Here is a 24,816-nt window from a genome sequence, read left to right on the forward strand (position 1 = left end):
GCCCGCTGCTGGCACCATGGTGGGCATGCGCACGCGCGGGGTGTCGTACATGTCGGGGGTGCACGAGCCCGACGAGGTGGCACGCATCATGCGGACCATCCGTGACGACCTGTCGTGCACCAGCGTGATGGTGGTCGACAGCGACGTCGACAGCCTGGTCGAGGCCGCCGCGATCGCCCTGGCCGAGGGCCTGGACGTCGTGGTGCGACCCCACCCCGGCAACGTCCGGGCGCGTGCGGCCCTGGAGCACCTGCGCACCGCAGCGGTGGCGGCCGAGGGCCTGCGTGCCTCGGCGCCCGGGAAGGTCACCCTGATCGTCGGCAACGAGCTGTCGATGACCACCCGCGGGATAGTCCCCGGCCCGGGCGAGCTGTCACGACTCATGGTGATCCTGCGGGCCCGGGCCCTGCTCCGACGTCGCATCAGCCGACGCGTCGACCGGCTGCTGGTCCGCGCGGCTGAGGTGGCGCGCAGTCACTTCGGCGGCCCGATCGGCTACTGCGCGGCGATGTGGGAGGAGGTGGACCACGGGCCGTTCGACTTCGTCGGGGTGAACCTCTACCGCACCGGCACGGACGCCGCCGGCTACCGGCGGCGCGTGGCGGACCTCGTCGCATCGGCCGGCAAGCCCGTGGTGATCACCGAGTTCGGCTGTGGGGCGCAGGTCGGCGGTGACGTGCGCGGCCCCGGCTCGTTTCTCGTGGTCAACTGGCTGGTCGACCCGCCGCGCATCAAGGGCGGGGTCGATCGCGACGAGTCCGTGCAGGCGGCCTACCTCGCCGAGCTCGTGGACGTCTACGACGACGTCGGCGTGGACGGCTGCTTCGCCTTCACCTTCTGCATGGCCGACTTCCCGCACCGCCCCGAGGATCCGCAGCACGACCTGGACCTGGCCGGCTTCGGCCTGGTCGCTGTCCCGCCGGACGACTTCGCGAACTGGCGGCCCAAGGAGGCCTTCCACGCACTCGCCCGGGCGTACGCCGCCCTGGCGTGACCGAGGAGCCGACGCGGCCTGACGCCACTCGCGTCTGTCTGGTCGGGACCCTTGTCTACATCCGCCGGGTGAAGGTGACCTTGGTGTCGGCGTGGGCGGTCATGGCGTAGCGGGGATCGTGGGCGAGGCGGTGGTGGCGGGGGCACAGGAGCCGGCCGCTGGTGAGGTCTGTGGCGCCGCCGCGGGACCAGGGGTCGTCGTGGTGGGCGTGGCAGCCCGACGCGGTGGTCTCGCAGCCGCGGGCGGTGCAGCCGCCGTCGCGCAGGCTGAGGGCGATGCGCTGGGCCTTGGAGTACAGCCGTCGGGTCCGGCCGAGGTCGAGGGGGGTCGACTGGCCGTCGAGGACGACGGGGATGATCCCGGCTTCGCAGGCCAGCCGCCGGGCCTGGGCGGCGGACATGCGGGTGCCGTCGTCGAGCAGCGCGGTGGCGTGCTCGACGAGGAGCTGCTCGAGGGTCATCGTGATGACGATGGTCGCGTTCACCCCGGCGGTCTGCGGGGTGGCCTCGACCGGGTAGCGCTCGACGTACTCGATGAACGCCTCGCCGAGCCTTCGGCGAAGTGGCTTCCACCCGCCGGTCTCGTCGCGGAGCTCGGCATCGGTGTGGCGGGCCGGGTTGGCCAGCGCGAAGAGGTGCCGCTTGAGCATCGCCCCGATGTGAGACGGCAGGGAGAACCGTCCCTGACAGCGACGGTGGCCGTCGTCGTTCATCTCGAACTCGGCGGTCGCATCGGCGCGGGCCTCCTCCTCCGCCAACGTCCTGGCCTCCTGTGCCTCGCCCAGCTCGGGGGCGACGACGTCGAGGATCCGCCGGCCCAGCCGGCGCAGCGCCTTCGCGTCGTGCTCGGCCGCGGCAGCGAGCAGGTGGTCGCGGGCCTGTGCCCGGACGCCCGGGTCGATGAGCCGGGTGACCCCGTCGGCGGTGTCGACCGTCGCGGGGACGGCGTCGACCGCCTGGACGATCACGCGGGCCTGCTCCACCCGCAGCCGACCGGCGGCCAGCGCCCTCCCGGTCGGGGCGTGCAGGGGCTCCTCGAACGCGCGTGCCAGCCTGGACAGCCTGGCCGCGTCGGCGTGGGTGTGCCGGCTGCGCCCGGCCCACCACTGATGGGTATGACGCGCGCCGGTCGCCTCACCGAGCCGCCGACGGTCGGCCTCGGCCACCACCCGGCACAGCGCGCGGGCGAGGCGACTCGTCACGCCATCCAGCTCGTCGAGCAGCCGGACCACGTCGGCATCCGACAGACCACCGAGGGACACCTCGCCCACCTCGGTGAGCGACGCGTGCACCCGCGCCAGCACCTGGTCCACCAATGGTGAGGCCTCTGGCTGGGTGCTGGGGGCTCGCCACGCATCCGCGTGGGGCTGCTCGGCAGGTACGGCGCTCACTGGCTGGCCCTTCCACGCCCTCGCCGGGCGCATGGACGACTACGGTCGTGGGCCGGTATCAGTGAGGTGTGTGCAGCCGGATCGTCGGCTTCAGAAAGGGCCCGAGCTCGCTCGCTCGAATCTGTCTCCGACGATAGCCGTCACCACCGACAACGGGCCGGCGCCCGGGCGGGTACCGCAGTCTTGGCTAGGGCTTAGGGCGGCGATTGGACGCCACTCGTGCGCGGCAGGCCAGACGCGACGGTGCTCACTCGTGAAACGATTAGGCCGTGCCAATTCGCTACCGCCCGTTCAGCATCTGGGGTTCGTTAGCGGAACTTGCCTTCGGTGTGCTGCTAATTCGCAGTGTCCTCTGGGCTGGCGAGGACTACTCGGGAGTGTTCACGTTCGCAATCTCGAGCGTGGGCGGCGTGATGGCAGCCACGGGCCTTCTAGGACTAGTCCTCGTTGCCCGCCGCAAGAACATCGACGGGTGACACGGCTGGGAGAGCTGGTCCCCGAACTCACCGACCAGGGTGGCGCATCGGTCACCGGCAGGACTGATGCCCAACCGACGCGGATAGGCGGCGGAATGGGCAACGGCCATCCGTGCCCCTTCGCCGTCCCGGACGTCATACGGGCAGGGTCACCGGATGCCCCGTCCGTATGACGTCCTGGCTCGGCCGCTGACGCAGCGCGCACGTCAGGACGTGTGACGAAGCGGTGCTCAGGACCGCCGGATCGTCACACGTTGCGGGAAGGCGCTGCATTCTGGGCGCTGTGCAGCGGCCCCGGGCGGCACCCTCCTGATCGCTGAAGCCCGGTAGCCCGACCCCGGCGCCCGCAGCCACGCCCGACTCGCCCTCACGGGCGAGTGACGACCGTCGCACCGGGGCGTAACCTCTCGCGCAGTCCGGCGTTGGACTACCCAGTAGTAGCCACGTCAGCACCGCCGGGGGAGGGAAGGGGTTCCGCGCGCATGGGTGTCGAGATCAAGGTCGACGACCTCACCAAGTCGTTCGGCAAGCAGCTGATCTGGGGTGACGTCACCCTCACGATCCCTGCCGGTGAGATCTGCGTGATGCTCGGCCCGTCGGGCACGGGCAAGTCGGTCTTCCTCAAGACCCTGATCGGCCTCATCAAGCCCGACAAGGGCTCGATCGTCATCGAGGGCACCGACATCGCCAGCTGCTCGGAGCGCGACCTCTACGAGATCCGCAAGCTCTTCGGCGTGCTGTTCCAGGACGGCGCGATGTTCGGCTCGATGAACCTCTACGACAACGTCGCCTTCCCGCTGCGCGAGCACACGCGGAAGTCCGAGTCCGAGGTCCGCGACATCGTCATGGAGAAGATGGACCTCGTCGGCCTCCTCGGCGCCGAGGACAAGCTCCCGGGCGAGATCTCCGGCGGCATGCGCAAGCGCGCCGGGCTGGCCCGCGCGCTGGTGCTCGACCCCGAGATCGTGCTGTTCGACGAGCCCGACTCGGGTCTGGACCCGGTGCGCACGGCGTTCCTCAACCAGCTCATCGTCGACCTCAACGCCCAGATCGACGCGACCTTCCTGATCGTCACCCACGACATCAACACCGCGCGGACCGTCCCCGACAACATCGGGCTGCTCTACCACCGCCACCTCGCGATGTTCGGTCCGCGCGAGCAGCTGCTCAGCTCGGAGGAGCCGGTCGTACGCCAGTTCCTCAACGCCCAGCGTGTCGGACCCATCGGCATGTCCGAGGAGAAGGACGCCGACGAGCTCGCCGCCGAGGCCGGCCAGGAGCTGCCCCCGCTGCCCCCGATCCCGCTCCAGCTCGACCCGTCCAACGGCATCCCGCGCCGCAGCCAGCGACCCGCGGGGGAGTGGTGCCGCGAGCACGGCGTCACGCCGCCCCCGGGTTCCTTCGAGTCCAGCAACGCCGGCCTGGCTCCGGGGGTCTGACACGTCATGGCCACCTCCCTGTCCTCGCGCGCCCTCGCGCCGATCGGCGTCGCGGGCAACCTCTTCGCCTTCGCCCTCGACGTGTTCCGCGGGCTCTTCCGGCGCCCGTTCCAGCTGCGCGAGTTCATCCAGCAGGCGTGGTTCATCGCCTCGGTGACCATCGTCCCGACCGCGCTGGTCGCCATCCCCTTCGGCGCGGTCATCGCGCTCCAGGTCGGTGGGCTGATCAAGCAGTTCGGCGCGCAGTCCTTCACCGGCTCTGCCTCCGTGCTGGCCGTCATCCAGCAGGCCGCACCGATCGGCACGGCCCTGCTCATCGCCGGCGCGGGCGGCTCGGCCATCGCGGCCGACCTCGGTGCCCGCAAGATCCGTGAAGAGCTCGACGCGATGATGGTGCTCGGCATCGACCCGATCCAGCGCCTCGTGGTGCCGCGCGTGCTCGCCTGCATGCTCGTGGCGTTCTTCCTCAACGGCATGGTCAGCGTGGTCGGCGTGACCGGCGGCTACGTCTTCAACGTGATCCTCCAGGACGGCACCCCAGGCGCCTACCTCGCCAGCTTCACCGCCCTCGCCCAGCTGCCCGACCTCTGGATCGGCCTGATCAAGGCGCTGGTCTTCGGGCTGATCGCCGCGATCGTCGCCTCCTACAAGGGCATGAACGCCAACGGCGGCCCGAAGGGCGTGGGCGACGCGGTCAACGAGTCGGTGGTCATCACCTTCCTGCTGCTCTTCGTCGCCAACTTCGTCCTGAGCATGATCTACCTCCAGGTCGTCCCCCCGAAGGGCGGATGACGATGGCCCTCAAGGACGTCTACGCCAAGCCGCTCGCCTCGCTCGACAACCTCGGCGAGCAGCTCGCCTTCCACATCGGCGTGCTCAAGGCGGTGCCGCGCTCGGTCACCCGCTACCCGCGCGAGATCATGCGGATCCTCGCCGAGGTCACCCTCGGCTCGGGGGCGCTCGCCGTCATCGGCGGCACCGTCGGCGTGATCATCGGCATGACCTTCTTCACCGGCGCCCAGGTCGGCCTGTCCGGCTACGCCGCGCTCAACCAGCTCGGCACGGCCGCCTTCTCCGGCTTCGTCTCGGCGTACTTCAACACCCGCGAGATCGCCCCGCTCGTCGCCGGCATCGCGCTCGCCGCGACCGTCGGCTGCGGCTTCACCGCCCAGCTCGGCGCGATGCGCATCTCGGAGGAGGTCGACGCCCTCGAGGTGATGGCGATCCCGTCGATGCCGTTCCTGGTCGCGACCCGCGTGATCGGCGGCCTGATCGCCATCATCCCGCTCTACGTCGTCGGCCTGCTGTCGTCGTACTTCGCGAGCCGGCTCGTGGTGACCCAGATCTACGGCCAGTCCTCGGGCACCTACGACCACTACTTCAATGCGTTCCTGCCGCCGGGCGACGTGCTGTGGTCCTTCGGCAAGGTGCTCGTCTTCGCCGTCACCGTCATCCTGATCCACTGCTACCACGGCTACAACGCGTCCGGCGGCCCCGCCGGCGTGGGCGTCGCCGTGGGCCGCGCGGTGCGCACCAGCATCGTCGCCATCAACGTGCTCGACCTGTTCCTGTCCATGGCCATCTGGGGCGCGGCCACCACCGTGCGGCTGGCGGGGTGAGCGGGCGATGAGGCGCAAGTCCCTGGGCGTCGTCTTCCTCGTGCTGATGCTCGCCGGCGCGTGGGTGACCTACGGCGTGTTCACCAAGAAGTTCAGCGACTACGACGAGGTCACCGTCCACGCGTCGCGGATCGGGCTCCAGCTCCCGCACCGCGCGGACGTGAAGATCAAGGGCGTCATCGTCGGCGAGGTGCTCGGCTACGAGCCGACCGCCGACGGCGCCGACGTGACCCTCGGGCTCTACAAGGACCGCACCACCGACATCCCCCGCGACGTCACTGCCTCGATCCTGCCCAAGACGCTGTTCGGTGAGAAGTTCGTGTCGTTGGTCGTGCCCGACGGCGGGTCGTCGGCGAAGCCGATCGCCGACGGCGACGAGATCGACCGCACGAACCTGTCGATCGAGGTCGAGCAGGTGCTCAGCGACCTCTACCCGCTGCTGCGCGCGGTCCAGCCGGCCGACCTCAACACGACGCTCAACGCGATCGCGACCGCCCTGGAGGGCCGTGGCGAGCAGCTCGGCGAGAGCCTGGAGACGCTCGATGGCTACCTCACCAAGTTCAACCCCGAGCTGCCCGGCCTGATCGAGGACCTGCGGCTCACCGCCGAGGTCTCCGACACCTACGCCGACGTGCTCCCCGAGGTCGCCACCATCCTGCGCAACACGATCACGACCACCAGCACGCTCGAGGACCGCGAGGACAAGCTGAAGGCGCTCTTCAACGACGTCTCGAAGTTCGCCGCGGTGGCCGAGCGGTTCACCCGCGACAACGGCGACAACCTGGTGCGGCTCGGCGACCTCGCCTCGACGCAGCTCGAGGTCTTCGCCCGCTACGCCCCGGGCTACCCGTGCCTGCTCGGCGGCATCGTCGGGGCCGGCAAGCTCCAGGCCCAGGCCTTCCGCGGCTTCACGCTGCACATCGTCCTCGAGACCCTGCCCAACCAGCCCCGCGCCTACGGGCCGCAGGACGCCCCCGTCTACGGCGACAAGCGCGGCTACTACTGCGGCCGGCTGCCGAACCCGCCGTGGTCGCAGAGCAACCCGGTCACCCACCAGCCCAACTTCGTCGACGGCATCGACGAGCCGACCGGCAAGGGCACCAGCCGCGTCGGTCCCGGATGGTCCGGCACCGCCGCCGGCTTCGCCGGCGGACGGGACGAGTCGGCGCTGCTCAAGGCGCTGCTCGCCCCCGGGCTCGGCGTGAGCGCGGACGACGTACCTGACCTGGGCGTGCTGCTCGTCGGTCCGATGGCCCGCGGGGCGGAGGTGTCGCTGCGATGAGCCGGCTCCTCGACACCAAGACCTCCGTCGACCTGGTCAAGCTCCTGGTCTTCGTGGTGGTGACCTCGCTCGCCACCACGGTGCTGGTGGTGACCATCGGCAACATCGGCTTCGGCGCCTCCCGCGAGTACAAGGCCGAGTTCACCGACGCCACCGGCGTGAACAAGGGTGACGACATCCGTGTCGCCGGCGTCCGCGTCGGCACGGTCGACGAGGTCGAGATCATCGACCGCACGCGCGCCCTGGTCACGTTCTCGGTCGACAAGGAGACCTCGGTCAACGGGGGGACCAACGCCTCGATCCGCTACCGCAACCTCGTCGGGCAGCGCTACATCTCGCTGACCCAGGAGGTCGGCGACACGCAGCGCCTGCCCGCCGGGTCGACGATCCCGGTCTCGCGCACCCACCCCGCGCTCGACCTGACCGTGCTCTTCAACGGGTTCAAGCCGCTCTTCCAGGCCCTCTCGCCGGAGGACGTCAACCAGCTGTCGTACGAGCTGGTCCAGGTCTTCCAGGGCGAGGGTGGGACGCTCGAAGGACTCCTCGCGCACACCGCGTCGGTCACTTCGACGCTCGCCGACCGCGACCAGGTCATCGGCGACCTGATCGACAACCTCTCGCTCGTCCTCGACCACGTGGCCGACCGCGACCAGCAGCTGACCCGCCTCATCGACTCGTTCCGCACCCTGGTCGGCGGCCTGAAGAAGGACCGCAACGCGATCCTCGACTCCCTCGAGGACGTCTCCGCCCTCTCGGTGGAGACCGCCTCGCTGATCGACGGGATCCGCGAGCCCTTCGTGAAGGACATCAAGGAGCTGCGGGCGGTCGCCGGCAACATCGACAAGAACAAGGCCGAGCTCGACCGGGCCCTGCAGGTCCTGCCGATCAAGCTCAACAAGATCGGTCGCACCGCGATCTACGGCTCGTTCTTCAACTTCTACCTCTGCGAGTTCCAGGGCCGGGTCAACCTGCCCGGCGGGACCTCGATCCCGGTGAAGTACAACACCGGCTCCGACAGGTGTGATCTCGGATGATGATTCCCTTCCGCGAGCGGAACCCGATCGTCGTCGGGGCCGTCAGCCTCGTCGTCCTGGCGATGGTGATGGTGGCTGCCTTGCGCGCCGACGACCTGCCGGTCATCGGCGGCGGCGACACCTACCACGCGATGTTCACCGAGGCCGGCGGGCTCAAGGTCAACGACGAGGTCCGCATCGCCGGCGTGCGCGTGGGCAAGGTCGACGAGATCGAGCTCGACGGCGGCCAGGTCAAGGTCAGCTTCAAGGTCGACGACGCCGCCGACTTCGGCACCGACACCCGCGCCGCGATCAAGGTCAAGACCATCCTCGGCTCCATGTTCCTCGCGCTCGAGCCGGCCGGCGGCGGTCAGCTCGACGAGGGCGGCACCATCCCCGCCGAGCGGACGTCCTCGCCCTTCGACGTGGTCGAGGCGTTCGAGGGCCTGGCCTCGACCTCGGAGCAGATCGACACCGACCAGCTCGCCGAGTCGCTGACCACGCTGGCCGACCTGACCCGCAACACCCCCGAGGAGTTCCGTGGCGCGCTCACCGGGCTGAGCCGCCTGTCCGCCAACGTGGCGGCCAAGGACGAGCAGCTCAACACCCTGCTCCAGAACCTCGAGCGGGTCTCCAAGGTCCTCGACGCCCGTGACGAGGACATCATCGCGCTGATGAAGGACAGCGACGTGCTGTTCCGCGCGCTGGTGGCCCGCCGTGAGGCGGTGCACGACCTGCTCGTGTCGAGCACCACGCTGTCCAAGGAGCTGACCGCCCTGATCAACCAGTCGCGCGCGGACCTCAAGCCGGCCCTGGCGCACCTCGAGAACGTCGTCGCGGTCCTCAACAAGAACGAGGACAACCTCGACAGCAGCCTCCGGCTGATGGCGCCGTTCTACCGGGTGTTCGCCAACACGCTTGGCACGGGACCGTGGTTCGACACGTGGATCTCCAACTTCCCCCCGGTTCCGCAGGTGGGCTGACCATGGACCTCTTCAAGCGCCTTGTCGTGCCCCTCATCGTGCTGGCCTTCGTCGTCGCGGCCGCCGTCAGCGTGTTCGGCGGCGACACCACCAAGACCGTGGTCGCGCACTTCCCACGCACGATCTCGGTCTACGAGGGCAGCGACGTCCGCGTGCTCGGCGTGCCCGTCGGCACGGTCACCCGCGTCGAGCCGACCGGCACCGACGTCACCGTGACCATGGCGTACGACGACACCGTGAAGCTGCCCGCCGACGCGCGGGCCGTGATCATCGCGCCGTCGGTGGTGGGCGACCGCTACGTCCAGCTCACGCCGGCGTACTCCGGCACCGGCGACGTGCTGGCCGACGGTGCCGAGCTGAGCGTGGAGGACACCGCCGAGCCGCTCGAGCTCGACCAGATCTACGACAGCCTCGACCGCCTCAACGTGGCCCTCGGCCCCGACGGGGCCAACAAGACCGGTGCGCTGTCCGACCTGCTCTCGGTCACCGCGGACAACTTCGGTGGCCAGGGCACCACCTTCCGCCAGACCATCAAGGACTTCTCGCGGCTCAGCGCCACGCTGGCCGGCAACAAGGAGGAGCTCTTCGGCTCGGTCGAGGCGCTCGAGGGCTTCATGAAGACCCTCGCCGACAACGACCAGACCGTCCGACAGTTCAACCAGTCGCTCGCCGACGTCTCGACGATGCTGGCCGGCGAGCGCCAGGAGCTCGTGGCCGCGACGAAGAACCTCTCGGTCGCGCTGACCGCGGTGAAGGGCTTCGTGGAGGAGAACAAGGACTCGCTGAGCCGCAACATCTCCGGGCTCAACCGGGTGTCCAAGGTGCTCGTACGCCAGCGCGCCGCGCTCGACGAGATCCTGCACGTCGCCCCCGGCGCCCTCAACAACCTCGCGATGACCTACAACCCCCAGGCCGGGACGCTCGACACCCGCGCGAACTTCGGCGAGACGCTCAACCAGCTCAACGCCGACCCCGCCGCCCTCCTGTGCGGCTTCGTCGGCCAGGTCGAGCGCTCGGGCCAGGTCTGCGACCGGATCACCGACCTGCTCGGCCGCTCGCGCCCCGGCGCACTGGGCGAGCCCGACGTGCTCCCGGCCCAGGACGTCTTCGACCCGACCCTCGGCGGACTCGTGGAGGTGGAGCGATGAGGCGGCTGAAGGTGCTCGTGCTGGGCGTCCTCGCGGCGATGTTCCTGTCGGCCTGCGACTTCAGCGTCTACGGCCTGCCGCTGCCCGGCGGCCCCGACGTCGGCGAGAACCCGATGACCGTCAAGGTCGAGTTCGCCGACGTCCTCGACCTGGTGCCCCAGTCGACGGTCAAGGTCAACGACGTCAGCGTCGGCAAGGTGACCGCGATCGACCTCGAGGGCTACCAGGCGCTCGTCACGCTCCAGGTGCGCCGCGACGTCGAGCTGCCCGACAACGCTGTGGCGGAGCTGCGCCAGACCAGCCTGCTCGGCGAGAAGTTCGTCGAGCTGAGCGCACCTGACCAGGGCGCGAGCGGCAACCCGCTCGGCGACGGCGACACCATCCCGATCGAGCGGGCGGGCCGCAACCCGGAGGTCGAGGAGGTCCTCGGCGCGCTGAGCCTGCTGCTCAACGGCGGCGGCGTCGCCCAGCTGAAGACCATCACCCAGGAGCTCAACGCCGCGCTCGAGGGCCGCGAGGACTCCGCGAGGTCGGTGCTGCGCAACCTGCGGACCTTCATGGGCCAGGTCGACGACAACAAGGCCGACATCGTCGACGCGATCGAGCAGCTCAACCGGCTCGCGATCGCCGCCGAGAAGCAGCTGCCCACGATCGACAAGGCGCTCGACGAGCTCCCCAGTGCGCTGGAGTCGATCGACCGCCAGCGCGACGACCTGGTGCAGATGCTCCAGTCCCTCGACCAGCTGTCGTCGGTCGCCGTCGACGTGATCGCCCGGTCCAAGGACTCCACGATCACCTCGCTGCGCCGCCTCAACCCGGTGCTGACCCAGCTCGCCGCGTCGGGCGACGACTTCACGAACGCCTTCCACGTCTTCCTGACGTACCCGTTCGTGGATGAGGTCGTCGGCCGCGACCCGCAGGTCGCGCGCAACCTCCACATGGGCGACTACACCAACCTCTCGATCACCCTCGACGTCGACGTGGCGGGGGGTGCGAGCGCCTCCCCGTCGCTGCCCACCAACCTGCCGACGGTCATCGACCCCACGGTGATCATCAACGACGTGCTGGCCTGCCTGCAGAGCGGCTCGCTGACCAGCGAGGCCTGCCGGAAGGTCCTGGCCAACGCCGAGAAGCTGCTGCAGCTGCGCGAGGAGTGCGCCAAGGCGGAGAACCGCGACAAGGACGTCTGCCGGGAGCTCAACACCATCCCCGGCCTGCCGTCGCCGCCCGTCCCGGTGCCGACCACGCTCCCGCCGACGCTGCTGCCCACGATCATCCCGACGGGGCTCCCGCGGCCCGGCACCGCGGAGCGTCCGCGCACGGGCGGCCCCACGGTGCGTGAGCTGATGGACCGCTACGACCCGGCCCTCGTCAGCCTCCTCGTCCCCGGGATGGTGCAGCGATGATCACCCGTCGGACCAAGGTGCAGCTGCTGGTCTTCGCCCTCATCACGCTGGTCGGCGTCAGCTTCGTCGGCGCCCGCTACGCCCGCCTCGACCGCGTCTTCCTCGACCAGAGCTACACCGTCGTGGCGCACTTCGCCGACTCCGGTGGCGCCTTCGCGGGGGCCGAGGTGTCCTACCGCGGCGTCCGGGTCGGACAGGTCGACGAGCTCCGCCTCACCGAGGACGGCGTCGACCTGGTGCTCGACATCGACGACGAGTTCGACCGCATCCCCGCCGACGCGCACGCCCTGGTCGGCAACCGCTCCGCCGTGGGGGAGCAGTACGTCGAGCTCCAGCCGCAGAGCGACGAGGGCCCCTACCTCGAGGACGACTCCCAGATCGCCCGCGACCGCACCACCACGCCGATCCAGACCGACACGCTGCTCACCCACCTCGACGAGACCGTGCGCAGCGTGGACGAGGAGGACCTCCGCACGGTCACCTCGGAGTTCGGCCAGGCCTTCAACGGCGCCGGCCAGGACCTGCAGACGATCCTCGACAGCAGCAACGCCTTCATCACCGCGGCCGACCAGAACTTCGGCGTCACCGTCGACCTGATCCGGGACAGCAACACGGTGCTCAAGGGCCAGATCGCCTCCGAGGGCGCCTTCCGGCGCTTCGCCCGCGACCTGGCCACCTTCTCCACGACCGTCGCCGACCACGACCAGGACCTCCGCAAGCTCATCGAGGACGGGTCCGTCGGGGCGAACCAGCTCCGTACGTTCCTCGAGGACAACGAGGTCGAGCTCGGCGAGCTGATCAACAACCTGGTCACCACCGGCGAGGTCGTGGTGAAGCACATCGACGGTGTGGAGCAGCTGCTCGTCCTCTACCCCTACGTCGTGGAGGGCGGCTTCACGGTCGTCTCCAAGTCGCCGGGCACCGGGCTCTACGACGCCCACTTCGGCATGGTCCTCACCGACAACCCGCACGTGTGCCTGGAGGGCTACGAGGGCACGGACCGGCGCTCGCCGCTCGACGGCAGCAACGCGCCGATGAACGAGCAGGCCGGCTGCACCGCGCCCGCGTCGAAGACCAACGCCCGCGGTGCCCAGAACATCCAGGCGCCCCGCGCGGCGACCGGGTGGGGCTCCGCCGACCTCGCCTACGACCCGGGGACCGGCACGCTGACCTCGGACCCGGCGGCCATCCAGCGCCTGCTCGGGCAGCGCGTCGCCTCGCCGCGCACCCTCGGGCAGGACAGCTGGAAGTGGCTCTACCTCGAGCCGTTGCTCGGGGAGGGCGTGACGTCGGCCCCCGATCGTCGTTGAACCACCAGGCTCCTTGAGGGAGGAGCCGCACGTTCTCGAGGGAGGGAACAATGTCCGTCATGACCGAACGCGCCCGTCCGGGCGAGCCGTCGCAGACGGCCACCGCGGCCGACGACCACCGGCGTCCACCCCGGTGGAGAGCCGCGCTGGCCGGGCTGCTCGCCCTCGTGGTCCTCGTCTGCGTGGCGCTGCTGGTCTGGCTCGCGGCCGGTGGCCGGTCCGACGACGGCGGGGGGCTGGCCCTCCCCGACGAGCGCGAGCAGGTGATGAGCCTGACCGACCAGTTCGTGAAGCGACTCGGCACCTACAGCCCCGAGATGCTCGACGACTCCGGCCAGATGGCCGACTACCGCGACCAGGTCCGCGAGGTCATCACGCCCAAGTTTGCGGCCGACTTCGACCAGGAGGTCACCACGGCCGAGCAGCTCGTCGCGCAGGGGGGGATCACCCGCACCGCCGACGTGTTCGCCACGGCGGTGTCCTCCATCGACGACGACTCCGCCCGGGTGCTCGTGGCCGGTGCCTTCACCGACAGCTACGCCCAGCGCTCGGGCAAGGCAGGCTCGGGGAAGGCCACGACCGTCGACCAGGAGCCGCTGCCCTTCCGGTTCACGGTCGACCTGGTGACCATCGACGGACAGTGGCTGGTCGACGACTTCACGCCCGTGAGCAGCGACGACGGGACGGGCTCCGGCTCGGGGTCCGGCTCGAGCGAGGGGAGCACGCCGTGAGTGACGCGCCCACCTGGTACGACCTCCTCGACGTCCCGCGCGACGCCACGGGCGACGAGGTCCGCGCCGCCTGGAAGGCCCACATCGCCGACCTCGAGCCGGGCGACCGGCGCTTCGACGCCCTCAACCGGGCGGCCAAGGTGCTGCTCGACCCCGACGCGCGAGCGACGTACGACGCCTCACTCCCCGCGGAGGACGTCGACGGTCCCGCGGACGAGGACAGCGTCCTGGCGCCCGTCACGAGCTCCGGACCGCGGACCGTGCCCACCTGGCTGCTGGCCGGGCTCGGCATCCTGGCTGCCGGCCTGGTCGCCGCGGTCGTGTGGATGTGGACCCCGGCCGCGGCCGGCGGCGACGGCTCGGCGGCCCGCGACGCGCAGGTCGCGGCGGAGCGCGCCGTCGTACCCGTGCTCTCCTACGACTACGAGCACCTCGACGCCGACCAGCAGGCCGCGACCGCCCTCATGACGGGCTCCTACAAGAGCGAGTACGACAAGCTCTTCGCGGTGATCGAGGACAACGCCCCCCAGACGCAGACCAAGGTGACCGCCGAGGTCATCGCCTCCGGCATCGTCCGGGCCGCCGACGACCGGGTGCAGGTGCTGGTCTTCGTGGACCGGCCCACGACGAACAAGCTGAGCGCCGAGCCCACCGTCTACAAGGACCAGGTGACGCTCTCGATGCAGCTCGTCGACGGGGACTGGCTGGTCGACGACCTGGTCACCTCGCCCGTCCAGGGGTAGGGACCGGCCGGCCCGTCCGGGTGGGATCGGCGCGTTCTGCTTGACCCGGGACGCTTCGACGTTCATAGTCATGGCCAACGCGTGGCACTCCTCCCTTCGGGAAATCGACCCCGCGTTTGAGGCGTGTCCACAAGTGCGCTATCGTGGCTCCTTGCGCCTGCCCTCAGATGCCCGACGCCTTCCGGACGGCTGTTGCGGTGGTCGGCCGGCGCCGAGATCACTTGATCATTTGTGAGGACAACTCTTGGCCGCGCGCAGCTCCGCTGGTAACCACCGTCGCACCTCTTTCGCAAAGATCACCGAACCTCTCGAGGTTCCCGCCCTCATCTCGCTCCAGACCGACAGCTTCGACTGGCTTGTCGGCAACGAGCGCTGGGAGGAGACGGTGGCTGCCCGCAAGGCTGCCGGTGAGGACGTCTCCGAGAAGACCGGTCTGCAGGAGATCTTCGAGGAGATCTCCCCGATCGAGGACTTCTCCGAGACGATGATGCTCTCCTTCGACAACCCGGTCTTCCTGGACGAGAAGTACACCGAGGAGGAGTGCAAGGAGAAGGACTTCACCTACTCCCGCCCGCTCTACGTCTCGGCCGAGTTCATGAACCACGAGACCGGCGAGATCAAGGGCCAGACGGTCTTCATGGGCGACTTCCCCATGATGACCCGCAAGGGCACCTTCATCATCAACGGCACCGAGCGGGTCGTCGTGTCCCAGCTCGTCCGTTCGCCCGGCGTCTACTTCGAGTCGACGCCCGACAAGACCTCGGACAAGGACATCTTCACCGCCAAGCTCATCCCGAGCCGTGGCGCGTGGCTGGAGTTCGAGATCGACAAGCGCGACCTGGTCGGCGTCCGCCTCGACCGCAAGCGCAAGCAGAACGTCACGGTGCTGCTCAAGGCCCTCGGCTGGACCACCGACCAGATCCGCGAGGAGTTCGGTCAGTACGAGTCCATGATGCTGACGCTCGAGAAGGACAGCGTCCGCTACGAGGTCGTCTACGAGGAGCTGCAGAAGAAGGCGCGGGGCGAGGCCCCCACCGCCGAGCAGGTCAACGACGAGGTCACCCGCCTCGCGCTGCTCGACATCTACCGCAAGCTCCGCCCGGGCGAGCCGCCGACGGCCGAGGCCGCGCAGACGCTGCTCAACAACTACTACTTCAACCCCAAGCGCTACGACCTGGCGAAGGTCGGCCGCTACAAGATCAACAAGAAGCTCGGCCTCCACGAGGCCTTCGACCAGCAGACGCTGACCATCGACGACGTCGTGGCCGCGATCCGCTACGTCGTGCAGCTGCACGCTGCCGGCACGCCGGTCGAGGCGCCCGACCTGGTCGACGCCGAGGGCAACGTCGTCGAGGGTCCTGACGGTGCTCCCGTCAAGGTCCAGGCCGACGACATCGACCACTTCGGCAACCGCCGCATGCGCACCGTGGGCGAGCTCATCCAGAACCAGCTCCGCACGGGCCTGGCCCGCATGGAGCGCGTGGTCCGCGAGCGGATGACGACCCAGGACGTCGAGGCGATCACGCCGCAGTCCCTGATCAACATCCGTCCCGTGGTGGCGGCGCTGAAGGAGTTCTTCGGCACCTCGCAGCTGAGCCAGTTCATGGACCAGACCAACCCGATCGCCGGCCTGACGCACAAGCGTCGCCTGTCGGCCCTCGGTCCCGGTGGTCTGTCCCGTGACCGCGCCGGCATGGAGGTCCGTGACGTCCACCCGTCGCACTACGGCCGCATGTGCCCGATCGAGACGCCGGAAGGCCCCAACATCGGCCTGATCGGCTCGCTGGCCTCCTACGGTCGGATCAACCCGTTCGGCTTCGTCGAGACCCCCTACCGCCGCGTGGTCAAGGGTGTCGTCACCGACGAGATCGACTACCTGACCGCCGACGACGAGGACCGCTACGTCATCGCCCAGGCCAACGCCCCGCTCGACGCGAAGATGAAGTTCGTCGAGGAGCGCGTGCTGGTCCGCCAGAAGAACGGCGAGGTCGACGCGATCCTGGCCGAAGAGGTCGACTACATGGACGTCTCGCCGCGCCAGATGGTGTCGGTCGCGACGGCCCTGATCCCGTTCCTCGAGCACGACGACGCCAACCGTGCGCTCATGGGCGCCAACATGCAGCGTCAGGCCGTCCCGCTGATCACCAGCGACAGCCCGCTGGTCGGCACCGGCATGGAGTACCGCGCCGCGGTCGACGCCGGTGACGTGGTCGTCGCCGACAACGCCGGTGTGGTCAAGGAGGTGTCCGCCGACTCCATCGAGACGATGAACGACGACGGCACCTACCAGACCTACAAGCTGGCCAAGTTCCGTCGCTCCAACCAGGGCACCTGCATCAACCAGCGTCCGCTGGTCAAGGCCGGTGACCGCCTCGAGGTCGGCACGCCGATCGCCGACGGTCCCTGCACCGACGACGCCGAGATGGCGCTGGGCACCAACCTGCTCGTCGCCTTCATGCCCTGGCAGGGTCACAACTACGAGGACGCGATCATCCTCAGCCAGCGCCTGGTGCAGGAGGACATCCTCACCTCGATCCACATCGAGGAGCACGAGGTCGACGCCCGCGACACCAAGCTCGGCCCCGAGGAGATCACCCGGGACATCCCGAACGTCTCCGAGGAGGGCCTGGCCGACCTCGACGAGCGCGGCATCATCCGCATCGGCGCCGAGGTCACCACCGGTGACATCCTCGTCGGCAAGGTCACGCCCAAGGGCGAGACCGAGCTGACCCCCGAGGAGCGCCTGCTCCGCGCGATCTTCGGCGAGAAGGCGCGCGAGGTGCGCGACACCTCGATGAAGGTGCCCCACGGTGAGTCCGGCACGGTCATCGGCGTCCGGGTCTTCGACCGCGAGGACGGCGACGACCTTCCCCCGGGCGTGAACCAGCTGGTCCGCGTCTACGTCGCCCAGAAGCGCAAGATCTCGGTCGGCGACAAGCTCGCCGGTCGCCACGGCAACAAGGGCGTCATCGCCAAGATCCTGCCCGTCGAGGACATGCCGTTCATGGAGGACGGCACGCCGGTCGACGTCGTGCTCAACCCGCTGGGTGTGCCGCGTCGTATGAACATCGGCCAGATCCTCGAGCTCCACCTGGGCTGGCTCGCCAAGCAGGGCTGGGACCTCAACCTGTCGGGCGAGAAGGGCAACGCCGAGTGGAAGCAGCGCCTGATCGCCATCGGCGCGGACAAGGCCGACCCGGACACCAAGGTCGCGACCCCGGTCTTCGACGGTGCCCGCGAGGACGAGATCACCGGCCTGCTCGGCTCCACGCTGCCCAACCGTGACGGTGAGCGGATGGTCAAGGAGGACGGCAAGGCCAACCTCTTCGACGGTCGCTCGGGTGAGCCGTTCCCGGAGCCGGTGGCTGTCGGCTACATGTACATCCTCAAGCTGCACCACCTCGTCGACGACAAGATCCACGCTCGCTCGACCGGCCCCTACTCGATGATCACGCAGCAGCCGCTGGGCGGTAAGGCCCAGTTCGGTGGCCAGCGGTTCGGTGAGATGGAGGTCTGGGCGATGGAGGCCTACGGCGCCGCCTACGCCCTCCAGGAGCTGCTGACGATCAAGTCCGACGACGTGCCGGGCCGCGTGAAGGTCTACGAGGCCATCGTCAAGGGCGAGAACATCCCCGACTCCGGCATCCCCGAGTCGTTCAAGGTTCTCGTGAAGGAGATGCAGTCGCTCTGCCTCAACGTGGAGGTGCTGTCGCAGGACGGCTCCACCATCGAGATGAAGGACGCCGAGGAAGACGTCTTCCGCGCGGCCGAGGAGCTTGGCATCGACCTCTCCCGCCGCGAGCCCAGCTCCGTCGAAGAAGTCTGAGTGAGCGGTACGCCGGCTCCGGCCGGCGTACCCCACCCAGTCCCCAGCTCAACTTTCCACGTACTAACGAAGGACAGCAGCCATCGTGCTCGACGTTAACTTCTTCGACCAGCTTCAGATCGGCCTGGCCACGGCGGACGACATCCGCACGTGGAGCCACGGCGAGGTCAAGAAGCCGGAGACCATCAACTACCGCACGCTCAAGCCCGAGCGTGACGGCCTCTTCTGCGAGAAGATCTTCGGTCCCACCCGGGACTGGGAGTGCTACTGCGGCAAGTACAAGCGCGTGCGCTTCAAGGGCATCATCTGCGAGCGCTGCGGCGTCGAGGTCACCCGTTCCAAGGTGCGCCGTGAGCGCATGGGCCACATCGAGCTCGCCGCTCCCGTGACCCACATCTGGTACTTCAAGGGCGTCCCGTCGCGCCTGGGCTACCTGCTCGACCTGGCGCCGAAGGACCTCGAGAAGGTCATCTACTTCGCCGCCTACATGATCACCTCGGTCGACGAGGACGCCCGTCACCGCGACCAGGAGTCCCTCGAGAACAAGGTCGGCCTGGAGCGCGAGCGGCTCGAGAAGCGCCGCGACACCTCCGTGGAGGACCGCGCCAAGAAGCTCGAGGAGGACCTCGCCACCCTCGAGGCCGAGGGTGCCAAGGCCGACGCCAAGCGCAAGGTGCGCGACGGTGCCGACCGCGAGATGAACCAGCTCCGTGACCGCGCCAACCGCGAGATCGCGCGGCTGGAGGAGGTCTGGGACACGTTCAAGAACCTCAAGGTGCAGGACCTGCTCGGCGACGAGCTCCTCTACCGCGAGATGAAGACGTGGTTCGGCAAGTACTTCGAGGGCCACATGGGCGCCACGGCGATCCAGAAGCGCCTCCAGGACTTCGACATCGAGGCCGAGGTCGAGTCGCTGCGCGACACGATCGCCAACGGCAAGGGCCAGCGCAAGGTCCGCGCCCTCAAGCGCCTCAAGGTCGTCGACGCCTTCCGCAAGACCGGCAACCAGCCCATCGGCATGGTCCTCGACGCCGTCCCGGTCATCCCGCCGGACCTGCGCCCGATGGTCCAGCTCGACGGTGGCCGCTTCGCGACCTCCGACCTCAACGACCTCTATCGCCGCGTCATCAACCGCAACAACCGCCTCAAGCGACTGCTCGACCTCGGTGCCCCCGAGATCATCGTCAACAACGAGAAGCGGATGCTGCAGGAGGCTGTCGACAGCCTCTTCGACAACGGCCGTCGCGGTCGTCCCGTCACCGGTCCGGGCAACCGTCCGCTGAAGTCGCTCTCCGACATGCTCAAGGGCAAGCAGGGTCGCTTCCGCCAGAACCTGCTCGGCAAGCGCGTGGACTACTCCGGCCGTTCGGTCATCGTGTCCGGCCCGCAGCTCAAGCTGCACCAGTGCGGTCTGCCCAAGCAGATGGCGCTCGAGCTGTTCAAGCCGTTCGTGATGAAGCGCCTCGTCGACCTGTCGCACGCGCAGAACATCAAGTCCGCCAAGCGGATGGTCGAGCGCGCCCGCCCGGTCGTGTGGGACGTCCTCGAAGAGGTCATCACCGAGCACCCCGTGCTGCTCAACCGTGCGCCCACCCTGCACCGCCTCGGCATCCAGGCCTTCGAGCCGCAGCTGATCGAGGGCAAGGCCATCCAGATCCACCCGCTCGTCTGCGGCGCGTTCAACGCCGACTTCGACGGTGACCAGATGGCCGTCCACCTCCCGCTGTCCGCGGAGGCGCAGGCCGAGGCCCGCATCCTGATGCTGTCGACCAACAACATCCTCAAGCCGTCGGACGGCCGTCCGGTGACCATGCCCTCGCAGGACATGATCATCGGTCTGTTCTGGCTGACCGCGGACCGCGAGGGCGAGGTCGGCGAGGGCCGCGTGTTCTCGTCGCCGGCCGAGGCGATCATGGCCTTCGACCGCAAGGAGATCACCCTCCAGAGCCGGATCAGCATCCGCCTCAACGACATCGTGCCCCCGCTCGACCTCGAGCTGGGTGCCGACTGGGAGGAGCGGACCGCGATCCAGCTCGACACCACGCTGGGCCGGGTCTACTTCAACGACACGCTCCCGGCGGACTACCCGTTCGTCAACGAGGAGGTCGGCAAGAAGCGCCTCGGCGCGATCGTCAACGACCTGGCCGAGCGCTACACCAAGGTGCAGGTCGCCGCGTCGCTCGACGCCCTCAAGGACGCCGGCTTCCACTGGGCCACGCGCTCGGGTGTGACCGTCTCGATCGACGACGTGACCACGCCCGACAGCAAGGCCGAGATCCTGGGCCGCTACGAGGCGCAGGCCGAGAAGGTCCAGAAGAACTACGAGCGCGGCGTGATGACCGACGACGAGCGTCGTCAGGAGCTCATCGAGCTGTGGACCCAGGCTGCTGCCGAGGTCGGTCGTGCGATGGAGACCAACTTCGACCGCACCAACCCGATCTACATGATGGTCGACTCGGGTGCCTCCGGAAACATGAACCAGATCCGGCAGGTCGCGGCCATGCGTGGTCTGGTGGCCAACCCGAAGGGCGAGATCATCCCGCGCCCGATCAAGGCCAACTTCCGCGAGGGCCTCTCCGTGCTCGAGTACTTCATCTCGACCCACGGTGCCCGCAAGGGTCTGGCCGACACCGCGCTCCGCACCGCCGACTCGGGCTACCTGACCCGTCGTCTGGTGGACGTGTCGCAGGACGTCATCATCCGTGAGGACGACTGCGGCACCGAGCGTGGCCTGCCCAAGCGGATCGACGACGAGCACGTGGAGACCTCGGCCTACGCCCGGGCCTCCGCCGTCGAGATCACCCACCCGGAGACCGGCGAGGTCCTGGCCGGCGCGGGTGAGGACCTGGGCGACGTCAAGATCGGCGAGCTCGTGGCCGCCGGCGTCACCGAGGTGAAGGTCCGCTCGGTCCTGACCTGTGACGCCCGCACCGGCACCTGCGCCAAGTGCTACGGCCGCTCGCTGGCCACCGGCAAGCTGGTCGACATCGGTGAGGCGGTCGGCATCATCGCCGCCCAGTCCATCGGTGAGCCCGGCACGCAGCTGACCATGCGCACCTTCCACACCGGTGGTGTGGCCTCCGCGGACGACATCACGCAGGGTCTGCCCCGCGTGGTCGAGCTCTTCGAGGCGCGCTCGCCCAAGGGCCGCACCCCGATCTCGGAGTCGGCCGGTCGCGTGAAGATCGAGGAGACCGACAAGGCCCGCGTCGTCGTGGTCACCCCCGACGACGGTGGCGAGCCGCAGGAGATCCCGGTCTCGAAGCGCTCGCGCCTCAACGTCGAGGACGGCCAGCACATCGAGGTCGGTCACCACATCACCTCCGGTACGCCCGACCCGCAGGACGTCCTGCGCATCCTGGGTGTCCGCAAGGCGCAGGAGCACCTCGTGGACGAGGTCCAGGAGGTCTACCGCTCCCAGGGTGTGTCGATCCACGACAAGCACATCGAGATCATCGTGCGGCAGATGCTGCGTCGCGTGACGGTCATCGAGTCCGGTGACACCAACCTGCTCCCGTCCGACCTGGTCGACCGGGTGCGGTTCGAGGAGGAGAACCGTCGCGTGGTCTCCGAGGGCGGCAAGCCGGCCTCGGGTCGCCCGGTCCTCATGGGCATCACCAAGGCCTCGCTCGCGACCGAGTCGTGGCTCTCGGCGGCCTCCTTCCAGGAGACCACCCGGGTCCTGACCGACGCCGCGATCAACGGCCGCTCCGACAGCCTGCGTGGCCTGAAGGAGAACGTGATCATCGGCAAGCTCATCCCGGCCGGCACCGGCCTGGAGCGCTACCGCAACATCCGGGTGGAGCCCACCGAGGAGGCGCGCGCCGCGGCCTACTCGGTCACCGGCTACGACGCCTACGACTACGACTTCGGTCCGTCGTCGCAGGCCGTCGCGCTGGACGACTTCGACTTCGGTTCCTACCAGAACTGATCGTCGCAGCCTGACGCACGCGAGCCCCGGTCCCCTTCGTGGGGGCCGGGGCTCGTCGCATGTCCGGACCGGCTCTCATGTCGAGACACTGCCAACTTTTGATTGACGAACATGCAAAAGTCCCCCTAGCGTCGAAGCGATGTGAGGGCGATCACAGCCGCCCCACCCCCAACGAGAGGTGTAGCCATGTGCTTCGGACACGACGGTGAGGCAGAGCTCGAGCGCTCGCTCGCCCAGAAGGGCGCCAGCCGGCGCGGACTGCTGCGCGGTGCGGCGGGGGTCGCCGCCGGCGCGACCGCCCTCGGCGCGCTGACCGCCTCGCCGGCCTCGGCGCACGGCAGAGGCCACGGGCACGGACACGGGCATGGTCACGGCCGCTCGGAGAAGGTGCCGCACGACCGGGTCAGCATCCAGCTCTACACGCTCCGGTCGGCCGCAGCGGCGCCCAGCCCGGGCAACCCGGCCGCGATCGGCTACCTCGCGACGCTCCAGGCGGTGGCCCGCTACGGCTACGAGCGCGTCGAGCTGGCCGGACTCTACGGACAGACCGCCGCGAGCCTGCGCTCCACCCTCGACGGGCTCGGCGTCCGCGCGTCCTCGAGCCACGACGGCATCAGTGCCGACACGGGTGCCGCGCACACCAAGTTCCAGAACGCGGTGACGCTCGGCCAGGAATACGTCAACGTCCCCTTCCTCACCTCCACCAACCTCGCGGACTGGCAGAAGTGGGCGGACCAGATGAACGCCGAGGCCGCGATCGCGAAGAGGTACGGCCTGAAGTACGGCTACCACAACCACGCGCACGAGTTCACCATCGACCTCGGCGGCGGCCTGACCCCGTGGGAGGTCCTGATGGACCGCCTCGACCGGCGGCTCGTGCACCTCGAGGTGGACCTCTACTGGGCATTCACCGCAGGCGTGAACACCGGCCACACGACGGCCGACTCGGCCCTGCAGTTCGCCAAGGACGTGGTCAACGAGGCGCCGCTGCGCGTGCGGCAGTACCACGTGAAGGACCGCACCGGCATGGGCACGGCACCGGCCGAGGCCGACATGTGCGACCTCGGCGTCGGGGTCATCGACTTCGCCGAGCTCTTCCGCAACCACGAGGTCGAGGAGTACATCGTCGAGAACGACACCCCCGACAACCCGGCAGCGCCGCTGCTGACGGCCGCGGTGGGCCACCTCTACCTCGAGCACCTGGAGTACTGACGAGGGGTCGCACGCGCGGGTCTGAGAGAATCCGCGCGTGCAGACCCCCACCTCAGCCGACGTGCTCGTCGTCGGTGCCGGCCCGGCCGGCTCCGCCGCGGCCGCGTGGGCAGCCCGCGCCGGCCTCGACGTCGTCCTCGCGGACGCCGCGACCTTCCCGCGCGACAAGACCTGCGGCGACGGGCTGACCCCGCGCGCGATCGGCGAGATGCAGAAGCTCGGCCTCGAGGACTGGCTGCGCGCGCACACGGTCAACCAGGGGCTCCGCGCCCACGGCTTCGGCCAGACCCTCCTCCTGCCCTGGCCGGGCGGCTCCCTGCCCGACTGGGGGTCCGCCGTGGCCCGCACCGAGCTCGACGACCACCTGCGCACGGTGGCCATCAAGAGCGGCGCCCTCGCGATCGACGGCGCCCGCGCGGTCGGCGTACGACGTGACGGTGACCGGGTCAGCGCAGTCGAATTTCGAGGCTCGCAAGCTCGCACCTCAATCACCGAGCGCGAGGCCGAGGGCACCTACGAGATCGCCTGCCGGTGGCTGGTCGTGGCCGACGGCGTCCGGTCCCCGCTCGGCAAGCTGCTGGGGCGCGAGTGGCACCGCGACACGGTGTACGCCGTGGCCGGAAGGTCCTACGTCGACTCCGAGATGAGCGACGACCCCTGGATCAGCTCCCACCTCGAGCTGCGCGACGAGGCCGGCGAGCTGGTCCCGGGCTACGGCTGGATCTTCCCGCTGGGCAACGGCTCGGTGAACCTCGGCGCGGGCACGCTCGCGACCAGCAAGCGTCCGACCGACGTCGCCATCAAGCCGCTCATGCAGACCTACGCCGACGCGATCGGCGCCGACTTCGGCATCTCGGGCGAGCTGCGTATGCCGACGTCCGCCCTGCTGCCGATGGGCGGCGCCGTGAGCAACGTCGCCGGCGCCAACTGGGCGCTCATCGGCGACGCCGCCGCCTGTGTGAACCCGCTGAACGGCGAGGGCATCGACTACGGCCTCGAGACCGGGCGTCTCGTCGCCGAGCACATCGCCAGCGGCACGGGTCTCGGCGAGGCGTGGCGCAGCACCCTGGTGCAGCACTACGGCGAGGCCTTCTCCATCGCGCGTCGGCTCGCCGGCATCGCCACGCAGCCCAAGGTCGTGGCCGCCCTCGGCCCGGCGGGGATGCGCTCGGACTGGCTGATGACGCTGGCCCTGCGGTGGATGGGCAACCTGGTCGACGACGCCGACCGCGACCGCGCGGCCCGCGTCTGGCGCTGGGCCGGCCGGCGCTCGATCGCGAGGGACGCGCGCCCGCCCTTCGCGTGAGGCTGCT

The 24,816-nt window shown here is 69.4% G+C and carries 17 protein-coding genes; 16 read left to right on the forward strand and 1 reads right to left on the reverse strand.

Features of this window, described 5'->3' with window-relative positions; genetic code table 11:
• The first annotated feature begins 25 nt into the window (after positions 1 to 25).
• Positions 26 to 994, forward strand: a complete 969-nt coding sequence (locus ACE3QY_RS04170; RefSeq protein WP_374454736.1) for a hypothetical protein — start codon at positions 26 to 28, stop codon at positions 992 to 994.
• A gap of 55 nt (positions 995 to 1,049) precedes the next feature.
• Here ACE3QY_RS04170 and ACE3QY_RS04175 read toward each other — a convergent pair whose 3' ends face one another.
• The gene (locus ACE3QY_RS04175) at positions 1,050 to 2,306 is read right to left on the reverse strand and encodes a DUF222 domain-containing protein (protein WP_374454737.1); all 1,257 of its coding nucleotides are present in this window, start codon (positions 2,304 to 2,306) and stop codon (positions 1,050 to 1,052) included.
• A gap of 1,036 nt (positions 2,307 to 3,342) precedes the next feature.
• Here ACE3QY_RS04175 and ACE3QY_RS04180 point away from each other — a divergent pair.
• The 15 genes from ACE3QY_RS04180 (at position 3,343) to ACE3QY_RS04250 (ending at position 24,809) form a co-directional block, all read left to right on the forward strand.
• The gene (locus tag ACE3QY_RS04180; protein WP_374454738.1) at positions 3,343 to 4,299 is read left to right on the forward strand and encodes an ABC transporter ATP-binding protein; all 957 of its coding nucleotides are present in this window, start codon (positions 3,343 to 3,345) and stop codon (positions 4,297 to 4,299) included.
• A gap of 6 nt (positions 4,300 to 4,305) precedes the next feature.
• Positions 4,306 to 5,091, forward strand: a complete 786-nt coding sequence (locus ACE3QY_RS04185) for an MlaE family ABC transporter permease (protein WP_374454739.1) — start codon at positions 4,306 to 4,308, stop codon at positions 5,089 to 5,091.
• 2 nt (positions 5,092 to 5,093) lie between these two features.
• Entirely contained in the window at positions 5,094 to 5,918 is an 825-nt protein-coding gene (locus ACE3QY_RS04190) for an MlaE family ABC transporter permease (protein ID WP_374454740.1), read from the forward strand.
• Positions 5,919 to 5,925: 7 nt separating this feature from the next.
• Complete coding sequence (locus ACE3QY_RS04195) at positions 5,926 to 7,200, forward strand: MCE family protein (protein ID WP_374454741.1); 1,275 nt, start codon at positions 5,926 to 5,928, stop codon at positions 7,198 to 7,200.
• The gene (locus ACE3QY_RS04200) at positions 7,197 to 8,234 is read left to right on the forward strand and encodes an MCE family protein (protein ID WP_374454742.1); all 1,038 of its coding nucleotides are present in this window, start codon (positions 7,197 to 7,199) and stop codon (positions 8,232 to 8,234) included. The genes ACE3QY_RS04195 and ACE3QY_RS04200 overlap by 4 nt, the downstream gene beginning before the upstream one ends.
• Positions 8,231 to 9,196 (forward strand): MCE family protein, encoded by a 966-nt coding sequence (locus ACE3QY_RS04205; protein ID WP_374454743.1) that lies wholly within the window; start codon positions 8,231 to 8,233, stop codon positions 9,194 to 9,196. Before ACE3QY_RS04200 ends, ACE3QY_RS04205 begins: the two co-directional genes overlap by 4 nt.
• 2 nt (positions 9,197 to 9,198) lie before the next feature.
• Positions 9,199 to 10,344 carry an MCE family protein gene (locus ACE3QY_RS04210; protein ID WP_374454744.1) on the forward strand — a complete coding sequence of 382 codons (1,146 nt, stop codon included), beginning with the start codon at positions 9,199 to 9,201 and terminating at the stop codon, positions 10,342 to 10,344.
• A complete protein-coding gene (locus tag ACE3QY_RS04215) occupies positions 10,341 to 11,750 on the forward strand; it encodes an MCE family protein (RefSeq protein ID WP_374454745.1) in 1,410 nt (469 codons plus the stop codon). The genes ACE3QY_RS04210 and ACE3QY_RS04215 overlap by 4 nt, the downstream gene beginning before the upstream one ends.
• Positions 11,747 to 13,060 (forward strand): MCE family protein, encoded by a 1,314-nt coding sequence (locus ACE3QY_RS04220; RefSeq protein ID WP_374454746.1) that lies wholly within the window; start codon positions 11,747 to 11,749, stop codon positions 13,058 to 13,060. Before ACE3QY_RS04215 ends, ACE3QY_RS04220 begins: the two co-directional genes overlap by 4 nt.
• A gap of 59 nt (positions 13,061 to 13,119) precedes the next feature.
• Positions 13,120 to 13,791 carry a hypothetical protein gene (locus ACE3QY_RS04225; RefSeq protein ID WP_374454747.1) on the forward strand — a complete coding sequence of 224 codons (672 nt, stop codon included), beginning with the start codon at positions 13,120 to 13,122 and terminating at the stop codon, positions 13,789 to 13,791.
• Complete coding sequence (locus ACE3QY_RS04230; RefSeq protein ID WP_374454748.1) at positions 13,788 to 14,534, forward strand: J domain-containing protein; 747 nt, start codon at positions 13,788 to 13,790, stop codon at positions 14,532 to 14,534. Before ACE3QY_RS04225 ends, ACE3QY_RS04230 begins: the two co-directional genes overlap by 4 nt.
• A gap of 244 nt (positions 14,535 to 14,778) precedes the next feature.
• The gene (locus ACE3QY_RS04235) at positions 14,779 to 18,360 is read left to right on the forward strand and encodes a DNA-directed RNA polymerase subunit beta (protein ID WP_374454749.1); all 3,582 of its coding nucleotides are present in this window, start codon (positions 14,779 to 14,781) and stop codon (positions 18,358 to 18,360) included.
• Between the two features lie 85 nt (positions 18,361 to 18,445).
• Positions 18,446 to 22,291: a DNA-directed RNA polymerase subunit beta' gene (locus ACE3QY_RS04240; RefSeq protein ID WP_374454750.1), complete on the forward strand. Its 3,846-nt coding sequence runs from the start codon at positions 18,446 to 18,448 to the stop codon at positions 22,289 to 22,291.
• Positions 22,292 to 22,477: 186 nt separating this feature from the next.
• The gene (locus ACE3QY_RS04245) at positions 22,478 to 23,503 is read left to right on the forward strand and encodes a sugar phosphate isomerase/epimerase family protein (RefSeq protein ID WP_374454751.1); all 1,026 of its coding nucleotides are present in this window, start codon (positions 22,478 to 22,480) and stop codon (positions 23,501 to 23,503) included.
• 37 nt (positions 23,504 to 23,540) lie between these two features.
• A complete protein-coding gene (locus tag ACE3QY_RS04250) occupies positions 23,541 to 24,809 on the forward strand; it encodes a geranylgeranyl reductase family protein (RefSeq protein ID WP_374454752.1) in 1,269 nt (422 codons plus the stop codon).
• Positions 24,810 to 24,816: the final 7 nt, after the last annotated feature.

It is taken from the genome of Nocardioides sp. (genome assembly GCF_041913365.1).
Lineage (GTDB): Bacteria > Actinomycetota > Actinomycetes > Propionibacteriales > Nocardioidaceae > Nocardioides.

What these genes read in the sequence shown, in the direction of transcription:
- ACE3QY_RS04220 (WP_374454746.1), top strand. Translation starts at nt 11,747, where the DNA reads ATGATCACCCGTCGGACCAAGGTGCAGCTGCTGGTCTTCGCCCTCATC.
- ACE3QY_RS04205 (WP_374454743.1), top strand. Translation starts at nt 8,231, where the DNA reads ATGATGATTCCCTTCCGCGAGCGGAACCCGATCGTCGTCGGGGCCGTC.
- ACE3QY_RS04210 (WP_374454744.1), top strand. Translation starts at nt 9,199, where the DNA reads ATGGACCTCTTCAAGCGCCTTGTCGTGCCCCTCATCGTGCTGGCCTTC.
- ACE3QY_RS04225 (WP_374454747.1), top strand. Translation starts at nt 13,120, where the DNA reads ATGACCGAACGCGCCCGTCCGGGCGAGCCGTCGCAGACGGCCACCGCG.
- ACE3QY_RS04170 (WP_374454736.1), top strand. Translation starts at nt 26, where the DNA reads ATGCGCACGCGCGGGGTGTCGTACATGTCGGGGGTGCACGAGCCCGAC.
- ACE3QY_RS04200 (WP_374454742.1), top strand. Translation starts at nt 7,197, where the DNA reads ATGAGCCGGCTCCTCGACACCAAGACCTCCGTCGACCTGGTCAAGCTC.
- ACE3QY_RS04190 (WP_374454740.1), top strand. Translation starts at nt 5,094, where the DNA reads ATGGCCCTCAAGGACGTCTACGCCAAGCCGCTCGCCTCGCTCGACAAC.
- ACE3QY_RS04185 (WP_374454739.1), top strand. Translation starts at nt 4,306, where the DNA reads ATGGCCACCTCCCTGTCCTCGCGCGCCCTCGCGCCGATCGGCGTCGCG.
- ACE3QY_RS04245 (WP_374454751.1), top strand. Translation starts at nt 22,478, where the DNA reads ATGTGCTTCGGACACGACGGTGAGGCAGAGCTCGAGCGCTCGCTCGCC.
- ACE3QY_RS04180 (WP_374454738.1), top strand. Translation starts at nt 3,343, where the DNA reads ATGGGTGTCGAGATCAAGGTCGACGACCTCACCAAGTCGTTCGGCAAG.
- ACE3QY_RS04215 (WP_374454745.1), top strand. Translation starts at nt 10,341, where the DNA reads ATGAGGCGGCTGAAGGTGCTCGTGCTGGGCGTCCTCGCGGCGATGTTC.
- ACE3QY_RS04195 (WP_374454741.1), top strand. Translation starts at nt 5,926, where the DNA reads ATGAGGCGCAAGTCCCTGGGCGTCGTCTTCCTCGTGCTGATGCTCGCC.